12 protein-coding genes are annotated in these 12,883 nt (G+C 59.1%); all 12 read right to left on the bottom strand.

Annotated features, from left to right (window positions below; all coding sequences use genetic code 11):
* Positions 1 to 16: 16 nt before the first annotated feature.
* Complete coding sequence (locus GXP58_07585) at positions 17 to 1,600, bottom strand: diguanylate cyclase (protein ID NOY53465.1); 1,584 nt, start codon at positions 1,598 to 1,600, stop codon at positions 17 to 19.
* A gap of 157 nt (positions 1,601 to 1,757) precedes the next feature.
* Positions 1,758 to 2,672 (bottom strand): lysophospholipid acyltransferase family protein, encoded by a 915-nt coding sequence (locus GXP58_07580; protein ID NOY53464.1) that lies wholly within the window; start codon positions 2,670 to 2,672, stop codon positions 1,758 to 1,760.
* Positions 2,669 to 4,279, bottom strand: coding sequence for a glycosyltransferase family 39 protein (locus GXP58_07575; GenBank protein NOY53463.1), 1,611 nt, complete (start codon positions 4,277 to 4,279; stop codon positions 2,669 to 2,671). Before GXP58_07575 ends, GXP58_07580 begins: the two co-directional genes overlap by 4 nt.
* Entirely contained in the window at positions 4,266 to 4,541 is a 276-nt protein-coding gene (locus GXP58_07570; protein NOY53462.1) for a hypothetical protein, read from the bottom strand. Before GXP58_07570 ends, GXP58_07575 begins: the two co-directional genes overlap by 14 nt.
* 190 nt (positions 4,542 to 4,731) lie before the next feature.
* The gene (locus GXP58_07565) at positions 4,732 to 5,457 is read right to left on the bottom strand and encodes a glycosyltransferase family 2 protein (protein ID NOY53461.1); all 726 of its coding nucleotides are present in this window, start codon (positions 5,455 to 5,457) and stop codon (positions 4,732 to 4,734) included.
* On the bottom strand, positions 5,458 to 6,369 hold the full coding sequence (locus GXP58_07560) for a 4-deoxy-4-formamido-L-arabinose-phosphoundecaprenol deformylase (protein NOY53460.1): 912 nt from the start codon (positions 6,367 to 6,369) through the stop codon (positions 5,458 to 5,460).
* A gap of 2 nt (positions 6,370 to 6,371) precedes the next feature.
* Positions 6,372 to 8,012 carry a phospholipid carrier-dependent glycosyltransferase gene (locus tag GXP58_07555; GenBank protein NOY53459.1) on the bottom strand — a complete coding sequence of 547 codons (1,641 nt, stop codon included), beginning with the start codon at positions 8,010 to 8,012 and terminating at the stop codon, positions 6,372 to 6,374.
* A gap of 27 nt (positions 8,013 to 8,039) precedes the next feature.
* The gene (locus tag GXP58_07550; GenBank protein NOY53458.1) at positions 8,040 to 9,071 is read right to left on the bottom strand and encodes a bifunctional UDP-4-keto-pentose/UDP-xylose synthase; all 1,032 of its coding nucleotides are present in this window, start codon (positions 9,069 to 9,071) and stop codon (positions 8,040 to 8,042) included.
* 248 nt (positions 9,072 to 9,319) lie between these two features.
* Positions 9,320 to 10,237, bottom strand: a complete 918-nt coding sequence (locus GXP58_07545) for a formyltransferase (GenBank protein ID NOY53457.1) — start codon at positions 10,235 to 10,237, stop codon at positions 9,320 to 9,322.
* Positions 10,237 to 11,178 (bottom strand): glycosyltransferase, encoded by a 942-nt coding sequence (locus GXP58_07540; GenBank protein ID NOY53456.1) that lies wholly within the window; start codon positions 11,176 to 11,178, stop codon positions 10,237 to 10,239. The genes GXP58_07545 and GXP58_07540 overlap by 1 nt, the downstream gene beginning before the upstream one ends.
* Complete coding sequence (locus tag GXP58_07535) at positions 11,175 to 12,374, bottom strand: aminotransferase class I/II-fold pyridoxal phosphate-dependent enzyme (protein NOY53455.1); 1,200 nt, start codon at positions 12,372 to 12,374, stop codon at positions 11,175 to 11,177. Before GXP58_07535 ends, GXP58_07540 begins: the two co-directional genes overlap by 4 nt.
* A gap of 75 nt (positions 12,375 to 12,449) precedes the next feature.
* The coding region (locus tag GXP58_07530) for a hypothetical protein (protein ID NOY53454.1) at positions 12,450 to 12,883 on the bottom strand (434 nt) is incomplete at its 5' end.

The following is a 12,883-nucleotide window of genomic DNA, read 5'->3' as shown; positions in this document are numbered from 1 at the left end:
AGCTTTTCACCACCAATCAAGTCTCGTGGGTTTTCTCGATCATCCGGAGAAAGACCTTGGCCATCTCGGGGTCGAACTGCGTGCCGGCGTTTCGCTCGATCTCCCGGCATCCTTCCGTGAGGGTCTGTTTCTTCTTATAGCTCCTGCCGGAGGTCATGGCGTCGTAGGCGTCGCAGAGGGCCAGGATTCGGGCGCCCCGTTTAATCTCCCACCCCTTGCGGCCGGTCGGATACCCTTTGCCGTCGAAACGTTCATGGTGTTGCAGGATGATCTGCATCTCCTGATCAAGAAAGCTGAAGGGCTCAATCATCTTCACACTGAAGAGGGGATGGAGCTTCATGATGCGGGATTCCCTTGGTGTGTAGGTCCCCTTCTTGGTGAGGATTTTCTGATCGATGCCTGCCTTGCCGATATCGTGAAGGATCCCCGCCAGGCGGATCGAATGGATCTCCCCTTCGGAAAGATGGAGAGCCCGGGCCAGGTCGACGGCGTAACGGGTCACCTTGGCGGAATGCTGTGCCGTTTTGTGATCCTTCTTCTCGATATCATCGACGATCTTCCGGCTGTAGTCGAGGAACTTGTCGAGAATCTCCCGGGTGAATCCCAGGAACTGCTTCTGATAATATTCGATCTTCTCCCGGTAGTCCCCCTGCAGTCCCTTGTAGAGGGACTCTTTCTCCCGCCATTGGCAGACGGTGTTTTTCCCCCGGTTTTTGGCCTCATAGAGAGCCTCGTCGGCATGCCGGACAAGGGTGGATGGACCGTCCACCCTGGGGTCCTGCAGGGAAGCAATGCCGATACTGATGGTGATCACCGTTGAATGGTCTTCCTCGGCAAAGGTATGTTGGGCGAAGGCCTCCCGGACCCGTTCACAAAGGGAGAGAACTCCCTTCGCGTGGATGTGGGTCAGGATGACGGCGAACTCTTCCCCTCCGTAGCGGGCCAGCAGGTCGATATCCCGCATCTGTCCCTTAAGAATTGCAGCGCTTTCCTTCAGTACGGTGTCGCCGAAGAGGTGCCCGAAGGTGTCATTGACCCCCTTGAAATCGTCGAGGTCGAGCATAATGCAGTAGAGAGGATACTCGTAGCGTCGGGCCTGTTTGTATTCCCGGTTCATGATTTTCTGGAAGTACCGGTGATTGTAGAGCCCCGTCAGTCCGTCCCGGGTCGCCTGTTCCCGGATTCGCTGATCGGCGCGTCGGTTTCTCCGCTCCGTTCGTTTTCGCGAGATGGCATTCCGGATCGCCGACTTCAGGGTGACGACATCCAGTTCTTTTTCCGAGAGGTAATCGTAGGCTCCCCGCTTCATGGCCTCCACGGCGGTTCGTTCATTCGCCTCCCGGGAGATCATGATGACGGGGGTATCGATGGCCTTCTTCCGAATATCTTCCATGAGGCGGAAGCCGTCATTCTTTTTCGGGTGGTGCCCGAGCAGGACAAGATCTACGGGGTGTTCCTTCAGATGGGTCAGGGCGGTTTTGTTGTTTTGAACGAAGGAGAATGAGGCTTTCCGGAATCCTTGTTTCAGGATTCCTTCCGTGGTCTGCGCGAAGCTTTTATTCTGATCCACGTAGAGTACGTTGAGTGGAGAATCAGCCATGGTCCCCTCTCAAAATAGACGAAAAGCAGTTTGCCGATCTTCAATGGTACGGCCCATCGTAGCAGGGGTATATGATGAAATCAAGTGTTTCTTCATGGAACGAAAGTTTGAGAGATTTCTTCGGCAGGAGGGACCGTCTGTGTTGTCCGGCCTGAAGTTAGCGTCCATTGCCGTCCGATCTGCGCATCCAGCGCCGATGCATCCAGAGCCACTGTTCCGGATGTTTACGGATCATCTCTTCCAGTGCCTGCATGTATCGGCGGGTGATATGCAGTGCGTCCTTCCCGGGGTCCCCCCGTAGTGAAAAGGTCAGAGGTTTGCTGACGATCACCCGATGACTCTCGTCGGGATTCCGGATGCCGAAGACCATCAACACGACAGGCTTTGCCTTGAGAATAATCCGGGCGATGTGCGGGTCCGTCGGTGCCGGATGGCCGAAGAAATTGATCATCAGGCCCCGGCTCGTGCTCCCCCGCTGATCACAGAGAATTCCAAGGATCTTTCCTTCCCGCAGGATCGTGAAGATCTTGCGTACGGCCTGGTCCCGGACGAGGATGCGGTTCCCGTGGGATTCCCTGCAATGGACGATATAGTTATGGAGCAGCAAGACATTCGCCCGCCGCCCGACGGCATAGCCGGGGAACCCCGCCAGGGCCAGGCTCTGTGCGGTCAACTCCCAGTTGCCGAAGTGCGCGGCCAGGAGGATGACTCCCCGGCCGCTTTTCCTGGCGGCTTCGAGGTGTTCCAGGCCTTCGAAACGGACCCGCCCCGAAAGCTGTTTTCTCGTTAATTTCGGCAGGCCGGCGAATTCGAGGAGGGAACTTCCGGTCCGGCAATAGGCGGTTTTGAGGATGGATTGTAACTCCCCTTCCGTTTTTTCATTGCCGAAGGCAAGGCGGAGATTCTCCAGGGCGATCCGTTTCCGTCGTCCGTCCAGATGATAATAGAGCCCGCCGAGAAAGCGGCCGACCCGGGTTAACAGAGAAAAAGGGAGAGAGGAGAGAATCGAGAGTCCCCCCACGCCGATCAGGGAGAGCATAAAGACCGGAACCCCCCTTCCGTTCTTTTTCATGGTTCCCCCCCTCCCTGTTTTGTCTTGAGCAGGAGGTAAGTGAGTGTCCTGGACCGAAAACGGCCCACCTCTTGCAGGGGAACCGCGGCCGATCGCCGGACGAGGTCGATATCCCGCAGGTCGGCGATCAGGAGGCCCCGATCTCCCCGGAGAAATTTGTTGATCTCCGGAGGAGTATTCAACTTGCGGTAAGGGGTATGGAGATAATAGGCCAGGTAACGAAGATCGATTTTATAACCGGCGACACGGGGGTGTTCTCCCTCAAGGAACTGGATCGCCTCGGCCATCGGTTTCAGGCTGAGATCGGGGTTGATCCTCGGGAGGATGAGGCAGGTCAGTGCTCCCGACAGCAGGATGGAGGTCAAACCCACCGTGACAATGCCGTAGACCGGTCGGTTTCTGAATGCGAAAAGAACGAGGAGAACCCCTCCTGCCGCCGGGATCAGGCTTACGCCCAGGCGCAGAGAAAGGGGAAAGGAAACCTCTCCCTTTCCGCTGATTATCAGCAGGGCGACGGCGCCCCCGATACAGAAAAACGCCGTCAGGATCAGGACGACCGGGAAGAGGAAACTTTTTCCCCTTTCCGTCGCATTGTACAGCACGGTGGTACAGGCCCGGCCGATCAGGATGGAAAGCCCCGGCATGATCGGCAGGAGATAGATTGCGATTTTTCCACTCACGAGGGAAAAGAAAAGGAGTGTTCCTGCGATCCAGGAGAGGAGAAAAATTCGACTTTGGCGATGGGATGCAAGGGCGTCTCGGACGCCGGGGATCCCGTAGAGGAGCAGGAAGGGAGACCAGGGGAGAAAGAGGACGGGAAAAATCATGAAATAATAGTAAAAGGGTTTTGCATGGGCAAAGGAGTGGACCAGCCGGCCGGCGCTCTGGTGGAAGAGGATCTCCGTCAGATATTCCTTTCCGCCGGAGAGCGCGGCAGGAACCAGCCAGAGGAGGGGGATCAGGAGGATGAGCAGGATCCCCCGACCCGGTGCAAGACGGCGAATCAGTTCCCGTCTCCCTTGCATCAAAAGGGGGAGAAAGGCCAGTACCGGGACGATCAGCCCCACCGGTCCCTTGGTGACCAGAGCCAGGCCGATGAGAAGGTAGCCTGCGTAGGGTCTTCTTCTATCTTTCCGCTCCTCTTTCAAATGGCCGAATATCCAATAGAGTGCCGTCGTAATAAGGAGGGTAAAGAGGAGGTCCATCCGCACGACCTGGGCGACGAGAAGAAAGAGAAGAAAGGTGGAGCAGATCCAGGCGGAAAGGAGCCCGGTATCTTCATCATAGAGTTCCCTCCCCAGAAGAAAGGTAACATAGAGGAGGAGCAGCCCGGAACAGATGGAAGGAAGGAGGGCGGCGGTGGTCGTTTCCCCCAAACCCTTTTGGGAGAGGGCAAGGAGCCAGAAGAAAACGGGCGGTTTGTCCGGATAGATCTTGTAATTCAGTGTCGGCAGGAACCAGTTTCCGCTCTCCCGCATCTCCCGGGCGACTTCTGCATAACGAAGCTCGTCCGGCCAGGTCAGGTCCCGCATCAGGGTGCCGGCCGAGAAGAGGAGAAAAAGAATACCGAGCAGGAGGAGGAGTCTTGTTGAATTACTGTGTGCCATCCGGCACCTCTTGCGGTTTGCGGTAGATCAGGATGAGGTTTCGTACATAGATCAGCGTTCCCGTCGATTGACCGAGGATAAAGACGGGGTCTTTCCGCTGAATGGCATAAACAAGAAGGATCAGGCTCCCGGCGATGCTTAAGTACCAGAACTGGACGGGGATGACGCTTCTTTTCTTCCGTTCCGAGGCGATCCACTGTACGAGGAAGCGCAGGGAAAACATGACCTGACCGGCCAGACCGAAAACAATCCAGAAATTCATAATGACACCTTTGCGTGAAAAAGCGGACGGACTTTTTGCAAAGCCGTTTTTGTTGGGCGCACTATAGCGCAGCAGAGCGGGAAAGTAAATATTCTTTCCAAAGAGGATCAAAAGGATATGAAAGCCCCTTCTCTCCCCCGGGGAGAAGGTCGGGATGCGGGGGGAAGTTGGTTCCAGGCTGAAAGCTGCCTTAAAGATCGGAGATGTCCTTCCTCACTTGATAATGGATCTGTCGTTTCTTCATCCACCGGACGGCGAGCAGATCCATGAAGGACCGGAAAAGGCGGTTTCTGATGTTGTACTTGGAGAGGCCGTATTTGCGCGGGTAATGACCGACCTTCACTTCCACGGCCCGGTACCCTTCCATCTTGAAGAGGGTGGGGAGGAAGCGGTGCATGCCGTGGTAGAGCTTGATCTTCTCGAAACAGGCCCGTTTGTAGGCCTTCAGGGAGCAGCCGGTATCGTGGATCTCCTCGTCGCTTAAGGCGTTTCGCACGGTGTTGGCGATCCATGAGGAGATCTTCCGGATCCAGGGATCATTACGTTCCGCCCTCCATCCGCAGACGATATCGTATTCGGGTATCTTCGCCAAGAGGAGAGGAATATCGCGGGGGCTGTTCTGCAGGTCGGCATCGAGGGTGACGATGATCTCCCCCCGTGCGGCCCGGAATCCGGCATCCATGGCGGCCGTCTGCCCGGCGTTCTCTTCGAAGCTCAATATCCGGATGGCGGGGTTCTTCTCCCGGGCCTCGACGAGCCGCTCCAGGCTTTTGTCACGGCTTCCGTCGTCGACAAATATGATCTCGTAGCCCCGTCCCAGGGTATCCAGGGTTTCTTCCAGTTCGGCGACGAGGATCGGGACGTTCTCTTCCTCGTTGTAGACGGGGATGACGATGGAGAGTTCCACTGCGTTCATTCAGGCAATCCTTTCCCCCTGCAGGGAGAGCCTGCCCGCCCGTCCGGGGATCTCTTCGTAGATGACACGGCACCGGGGGATGGTCTCTTCCTGCTCCATGCAGGTCCGGGCGATCTCGCCCAAGGGCAGAGTGCGCCTCTCCCGGATTCCCTGCAGGATGGCACGGAAGACCTCCCGTTTTCCCTGCCCTTCCGTTTCGGCATGTATCGTCATGACGTGAAGCCCTTCCCGCACCAGGCGGCTGAGATAGTAGCGTGCGATCTCGTCGTCCGTTCCTGCTTCCGATCCGAGGATCTCGTCCATCGTCGGAAGGGTCGTCGGGATCTGGAGTGTGGCGAAGGTTCTTCCCTCCAGCACGGGCAGGAAGGGGCCCTCTCCCCGCATATCACTGCAATAGGCAAGCCCCGCTTCGTCCTGCACCGCGAGACTGCCGGGACTTGTGATCCAGCCGGGCGCGGCGCAGCACTCCGCCTCCCTTCCCAGGACCTTCCGGAAGGCGGACCGCGCCTTCCCAAATTCCGAGGCCACCGCCTCGCTGTCCATCCTGTGCAGCCGGTCCTGCCATTTCCTGTGGTCCCAGCAGTGGATCCCGATTTCATGGCCGGCCGATTCGATCGCGCGGATCTTCTCCGGCAGGGCGGCCGCCATCTTCGGGCCCGGCAGCAGGGTCCCGTAGAGTAGGGTCCTGTAGCCGTACATGGAGGCGGCCTTTGTCCGTATCATCTTCCGCAAGAAACCTTTCCGGAAGATCTGGAAGATCGCCCGGCCGGAGTGGTCCGGCCCGAGGGAGACAAAGAAGGTCGCGCGGATCCCGGACTCCCGGAAGAGATCGAGAAGCACGGGGACCCCTTCCTTCAGCCCCTTGTAGGTATCGATATCGACCTTGAAGGCGATCCCTCCGTTCGGTGGCATGGTCATTTCAAGGAGGTTCCTTTCCTGCCGGCAACGAGAAAGAACCGTTTCCGGTCGTTCTTCTTGAACGGGGGAGAGGCCTCCGAAAGGAGGACCTGAAGGTCCTTCCGTCCGCCGATCTCCCTGAGATCCTTTCCTTCCACGATAAGCCTGTTTGCCGGGTCCGCGAGGAATCCCCCGGCCTTGGCCGGTTCCTCGATCCGGAGAATGGGAATTTCCTTCAGGTAAAAATAAAGATTTCCCTGCCGCCACTGGTGGAGAACGGCCAGCCGTTCACGGGGGATCTCCAGGGAATTCACGGCCCGGCAGAAGGGGCGCAGTCCCCTGTATCCTTCCATCTCCGGGACCAGGACTCCATTATAATAGATCTCCGTTGAGGCAATGACAAGGAGAAAGAGGATGACTGCCGCCCGGTTCCTGTGCCGGAGGGAAAGCACCGTTCCTGTTGTCAGCCCCGCCGCGGCAAGGAGCGCAGCCGCCGCGTGGAGATGGAGCGGAAAGACCGCGTAGGGACGAAGAAAGGCGGGGGGGGAAAAGAGCAGGACCGCGGCGGTGGCGAAGATCAGCGCCAGGAACCCTCCCGGCAGGATGAGTTCGGCGTAGAGCGATCCCTTCTCTTCCCGTTGTGCGATCCGGTCGGACCACATCTTCCCGGTGAGAAGGGCCGCAGCCGGGAAGAGGGGAAGGAGGTAATAGCTCCGCCGTGATCCGGAGAGGGTGAAGAAGAGGAAGAGGGCGCTGAAGTAGAGCAGGACCAGCAGGTCCGATTTATTCTTCTCCCTGCGGCAAAAATGGAGGAGCGCCCCCGGCAGGAAGAAGGCCCAGGGGGCGAATATGAGAAAGATCTCGTAGAGATAATAATAGACCGGCTCCTTGTGATCGAAGGGAGCGAAGAAACGGAGGATGTTCTCCCGGAAGACGAGGTAGAGCGACCGGTTCGTCGCCGGCTCGATCAGGAAAGGAAGAAGGTAGAGGGCGACCGCGATCAGTAAGGCCGGCAGGAGGTGGCGGTTCCGGACGGTGTGCCCCTCTTTCCTGAGGATCAGGTAGGGGACGACCACGGCGAGGGGAAGGGCGAAGCCGAGAAGGCCCTTGGTCAGAGAGTTGGCCGCCATCGAGAGAAAGAAGAGGTAGATCCAGAGGGGCCGTCCCCCATTTTCGTAATAGACGAAAAAAAGGAGAGAGAGTAGCACCCCCGTCATGGTGATCACATCGGCCGAGGCCGCCCGGCCCCAGTAGACCAGGTAGAAGGAGGTGGCCAGGACGGAGGAGGAGAGAAGGGCCGCCGCCGGATCGTAGAGCCGCCTTCCCAGGAGGTAAAGGAGAAATACCGCCGTTAGCGCCGCCAGCGCCGAGGGAAGCCGTGCCGTTGTCTCCGTCACCTTCCCTCCCGTAAAGGGGGTAAGGGCGGTGATCATGTAATAGCTCAGCAGCGGCTTGTCCCGGTAAGGGGTCCCGTTGATCCGCGGGACCCGGTAGTCGGAACGTGCTTTCATCTCGCGGGCGATCTCCGCCCACCGTCCCTCGGAGCCCCAGAGGGACCGGGCGCCGAGGCCGTGAAGATAGAGAAAGGCCGCGGCCGCAACAAGGAGAAGGAGGAGAAGGCCTTCGCCTCGGCGGGCGCGGATCTTTTCGGACATCATCAGTGCAGATCTCCACCCCTCCGGATTTTAGAGGAGGGCCTCGTCCCTCGCCTCGACCAGGTAGTAGTCGAGGGTCTTTTTGAGGGCGGTTTTCAGGTCGGTTTTAGGCTCCCACCCGAGGAGTTCCTTCGCCTTTGCGATGGAAGGGACCCGTGTGAGGATATCTTCGTACCCTTTCCCGTAGTATTCACCGGAGCTGACCTCGATGATCTCCGTCGCCTCGGCGCGCTCCCGGTAGTCGGGATACTCCATCACCATCTCCCGGAGCATGACGGCGAGGTCCCGGATGGTCAGGTCGTTGGCGGGGTTGCCGATATTGAAGATCTGCTTCTGGCAGACATCGCCTTTGTTCTCGATGATCTTCATGAGGCAGTCGATCCCGTCGTCGATATAGGTGAAGGAGCGGCTCTGCTTCCCGCCGTCGACGAGCTTGATCGGTTCCCCCGCGAGGATGTTGCCCAGGAACTGGGTCAGGACCCGGGAACTCCCTTCCTTGCCGACGGTGATCCGGTCGAGCTTAGGACCGATCCAGTTGAAGGGACGAATCAGGGTGAACCGCAGGCCCGACCTGCCGTAGGCCCAGATGACCCGGTCCATTAGCTGCTTGCTGCAGCTGTAGATCCACCGTTCCTTGTGGATCGGCCCCAGGACCAGCCGGCTCGTCTCCGGGTCGAATTCGGAATCGGTACACATCCCGTAGACCTCGGAGGTGGAGGGGAAGATCACCCGTTTGCCGTACTTTACGCACTGCCGGACGATCCGGAGGTTCTCCTCGAAATCGAGTTCGAAAACGGAGAGGGGATCCTTCACGTAGGAGGCCGGCGTGGCGATGGCGACCAGGGGAAGGACCACGTCGCTCTTCTTGATGTGGTATTCGATCCACTCCTTGTTGATTGAGATGTCCCCCTCGACGAAATGGAAGCGGGGATTATCCATGGAGTGCTCCAGCTTGTCCGCCGCCATGTCCATCCCGTAGACCTCCCAGCCGGTGGTCTCCATGATCCTGCGGGTGAGGCTGTTACCGATGAAACCGTTGACACCCAAGATTAAAACCTTCATTCTGAGCTCCTTTTCGTCTTTGACTTTTCAAATTCCCCCCAGCCCCTTTGTTCGAAAGGGGGGAAGATAGCACACCGATCATCAAGGGACCGCCGGCCTCCCCATTCTGCAAGGGGGACCGAGGGGGGTGTGCCGTTTCTTTCTTCATGTACTTCATGGTGATTGCCTTTGCTTTTCTTCGCGCTCTTTGCGTTCTTGGCGAGAGGCCGGTTTCAGCTTTCGCTTTCCCCGTGGTTAAAGGCTTTGCTTCACAATCGATTCCCCTCTTTCAGGCCGTGGCGTTTTGCAAAGATCGTCCCCTCCATCTCCTCTTCCCCTTCCCGCTGGACTTCGAGGAGTGCCAGGGCGCCCGATCCCGCGGCCACGGTCAGGGGCGTGGTGGAGAGGATCTCCCCCGGTTCGCCGGTTCCCCCTTCTTCCACCCGGCTCTCCCAGACAAAGAGTTTCTTTCCGCCCGATTCGGTGAAGGCGCCCGGGTAAGGGTGCGTTACAGCCCGGACGAGGTTGTGGATCTTTGCTGCAGGCTGCTTCCAGTCGATCCGGCCGTCCCCGGGCCGCCGTCCGCTGAAGTAGCTTGCCCGGCTTTCGTCCTGGGGGATCCGGGGAGCGGTGCCTTCCAGGATCGCGGGGAGGAGCCTGCGGAATAGGGCCACGCCCGCCCCGTTGATCTTCTCCATGAGGGTCCCGGCGGTGTCGTCGTCGGCAATGGCGACCCTCTCCTGTCCCACGATGTCTCCTGCGTCGGGAGCCCCGACCATGTAATGGAGGGTTACCCCCGTCTCCTCCTCGCCGTTTATGATCACCCAGTTTACGGGGCAGCGCCCGCGGTACTTCGGCAGGAGCGATCCGTGCATGTTCATCGCCCCCCGCGTCGGGATTGCAAGGAGCGCCTCCGGGATCATGTGGCGGTAGTAGAAGGAAAAGAGGATCTCCGGCGAAAGACTCCGGATCCAGTTGACGAACCACGGGGTGGAAAGCTCCGATGCCGTCGGTGTCCGGACGGGGATGTCATGCCCGCGGGCCAGGCTGAAGGGGGTCCGGAAATAGATCTCCTCCTTAGGGTCGTCCTCGTGGGTGATCAGCGCGGCCACGTCGACGCCTGATTCGATCAGGACCTCGAGGCAGTCATGACCGAGATTGTGGTATCCGAAGACGACGGCCCGCATTACTCCTCCAGCCCGTAGGTCTTCCGGATCACGAAGCGGGGCCGTTCCCGCACCTCCTGGTAGATCCTTCCTACGTATTCACCGAGGATCCCCACGCCGAACATGAGGATTCCCACCATGAAGAAGAGGATATCGAAGAGGGTGAAGAGTCCCTGCGCCTCGGGGCCGATGATCAGCCGGCGGAAGGCGAGGAAGATTCCGAATGCGAAGCTGAAGAAGGCGATCAGGAAACCGAGAACCGTGAAGATCTGGAGCGGTACAACGGAAAATCCGGTCATGAGGTCGAAGTTGAGGCGGAGCAGCTTGTACAGGGTGTACTTCGAATCCCCCGCCGTCCGTTCCTCGTGGCCGACCTCGATCTCTGTTGGGTTGCTTGCGAAGGAGTGGGCGAGCGCCGGGATGAAGGTCGTGTTCTCCTGGCACCGGTTAATGCTGTCGATGATGCTGCGGTGATAGGCCCGCAGCATGCAGCCGTAATCCTTCAGCTCGATCCCGGTGATCCGGCTTGTGATCTTGTTGACGGCCCAGGAAGAGCCGCGCCGGAAGAGGGTGTCCTTGCGTTCCCTGCGGTATCCCCCGACGGCGTCGTAGCCCTGCTCCATGGTCTCCACAAGGCGGGGGATCTCCTCGGGGGGGTTCTGGAGGTCGGCGTCGATGGTGATGATGATCTCCCCGCGGCACCGTTCGAAGGCCGAGATGATCGCCATGTGCTGGCCGAAGTTGCCGTTGAATTCTATGATGACGATCTCCCCGGGATGCCGGTCATAGAACTCCCGGAGGATAGCAAGGGAACGGTCCCGGCTCCCGTCGTCGACGAAGATGATCTCGAAGGGTTTGTTCATTCCGGCAAGGACCGGATAGAGCCGGGCGAAGAGTTTATCGAGAGTCGCCTCTTCGTTATAGACGGGGACCACGACGGAGATGTAGGGGGTTGGGCTCATGAACCTCTCCTATGCTCTTGACAGATTTTCCGGACCGCACGAATGACGTCCTCCTGGTCCCGGCCGGTCATCCCCGGAAAGAGGGGAAGCGACAGGATCCGGTCGGAGATAGATTCGGCATGGGGAAGGTCCCCACGGCGGAAGGCAAAGTGCTCCCGGTAATATCGGTGTAGGTGGACGGCGATGAAGTGGATCCCCGTTCCGATCTTCGCCTCCTTCAGGGCGGCCATGAACCCGTCCCGGTCGAGGCCCAGCCGGTCGGGGCGGACGAAGATCACGTAGAGGTGCCAGGCGTGCCTGTGGGGCCAGGCGACCTCTCCGGGCAGGTCGATCCCCTCGAGAGCGGCGAAGGCCTCGTTGTAGCGGGCGGCCATCTCGCTCCGCCGGGCGTTGAAGGCATCGGCCTTTTTCAGCTGGTGGATGCCGAGGGCCGCCTGGAGATCCATCATGTTGTACTTGAAGCCGACATCGAGGACGTCGTAGTGGGGGGTTCCTTTCTCGTCGTACCGTTTCCAGGCGTCTTTGGAGATCCCGTGGAACTTGAGGAGACGGACCCGTTCCGCCAGGGCCTCGTCGTTCGTCGTGACCATCCCCCCCTCGCCGGTGGTGATGTTCTTGATCGGGTGGAAGGAAAATACGGAGAGTTCACTTAAGGCCCCGATCCGCTTTCCTTTATATTCGGTCCCTACGGCATGGGCGGCGTCCTCCAGGACGGTCAGATGGTGGATCTTGGCAATGGTATGGATGGCATCGAGATCGACCGGCTGACCGGCGAAGTGAACCGGGACGATTGCCTTCGTCTTCTCCGTGACCTTCTTTTCCACCTCTACGGGGTCGATCTGCAGGGTTTGAGGGTCGATGTCGGCGAAGACCGGCGTCGCTCCGTTGGCGACGATCATGTTCACGGTCGCGGCGAAGGTCATGGGGGTGGTGATCACCTCGTCTCCCGGACCGACACCGAGGGCCTTCAGGGAGAGATGGAGCCCTGCTGTGGCCGACGAGAGTCCCACGGCGTATTTGGCGCCGACGTAGTCGGCGAATTCCTTTTCGAACCGCTCCGTCTTGGGACCGGTCGTGATCCAGCCCGAGCGGAGGGAATCGACCACCTCGGCGATCTCCTCCTCCCCGATCGAGGGGAGGGAGAAGGGGAGGAATGTGAGACGGTCCGGCCGGTTCGATTCATCCTGTGCTGTCATTGCTGTATGTCCTCAGAACTTCCCTGTTCCTGTGTTCCTTACAAGTCTCCTCTTACGGGAAAAAGGGGGAGAGCCTCAGATCATTCGCGGCGCCGCAATCCCTCCCTGCCCCTGAGTGGACTGAGAGGGGGTTGTCTTTTCTTCCGTTCCTTGAGCCGCTCTGTTCGTCAGGAAGACCACGTCCCACTTCCACCCCTTTCCGGGGAAACCGGGGAGGAGAACCTCCCGGCTGACCGGATCGAGGCGGTCCCGGTTTTTCTCATAGATCTTCCGGTCCATGAGGCAATAGACCTTCTCCGGCCGCTTGAGGAAAGCGATCCCCGCCGCAAGATCCCGCTTGAAATCGAAGAGGGGATATTCCCTTTCCCGGTCGATATAGAAGACGGCGCTGGGGGGGTGAAATCCGACGCAGCCGAGATCGGCCTCGCCGATTTTTTGGACCACCATCCGGCAGAGTTTTTTTGATGAACGACTCTTGACGTCGATGGAAGGATAGACCACCCCCGCCA

This window comes from Deltaproteobacteria bacterium (assembly GCA_013151235.1).
Taxonomy (GTDB): domain Bacteria; phylum CG2-30-53-67; class CG2-30-53-67; order CG2-30-53-67; family CG2-30-53-67; genus JAADIO01.
Note: the sequence above shows the minus strand (reverse complement) of the source record. Positions and strands in the feature narration are given on the sequence as shown.

Bases quoted from the DNA above. Each gene is read 5' to 3' on its own strand.
- GXP58_07585 (NOY53465.1), bottom strand. From the start codon at position 1,600: ATGGCTGATTCTCCACTCAACGTACTCTACGTGGATCAGAATAAAAGC.
- GXP58_07580 (NOY53464.1), bottom strand. From the start codon at position 2,672: ATGAAAAAGAACGGAAGGGGGGTTCCGGTCTTTATGCTCTCCCTGATC.
- GXP58_07575 (NOY53463.1), bottom strand. From the start codon at position 4,279: ATGGCACACAGTAATTCAACAAGACTCCTCCTCCTGCTCGGTATTCTT.
- GXP58_07570 (NOY53462.1), bottom strand. From the start codon at position 4,541: ATGAATTTCTGGATTGTTTTCGGTCTGGCCGGTCAGGTCATGTTTTCC.
- GXP58_07565 (NOY53461.1), bottom strand. From the start codon at position 5,457: ATGAACGCAGTGGAACTCTCCATCGTCATCCCCGTCTACAACGAGGAA.
- GXP58_07560 (NOY53460.1), bottom strand. From the start codon at position 6,369: ATGCCACCGAACGGAGGGATCGCCTTCAAGGTCGATATCGATACCTAC.
- GXP58_07555 (NOY53459.1), bottom strand. From the start codon at position 8,012: ATGATGTCCGAAAAGATCCGCGCCCGCCGAGGCGAAGGCCTTCTCCTC.
- GXP58_07550 (NOY53458.1), bottom strand. From the start codon at position 9,071: ATGAAGGTTTTAATCTTGGGTGTCAACGGTTTCATCGGTAACAGCCTC.
- GXP58_07545 (NOY53457.1), bottom strand. From the start codon at position 10,237: ATGCGGGCCGTCGTCTTCGGATACCACAATCTCGGTCATGACTGCCTC.
- GXP58_07540 (NOY53456.1), bottom strand. From the start codon at position 11,178: ATGAGCCCAACCCCCTACATCTCCGTCGTGGTCCCCGTCTATAACGAA.
- GXP58_07535 (NOY53455.1), bottom strand. From the start codon at position 12,374: ATGACAGCACAGGATGAATCGAACCGGCCGGACCGTCTCACATTCCTC.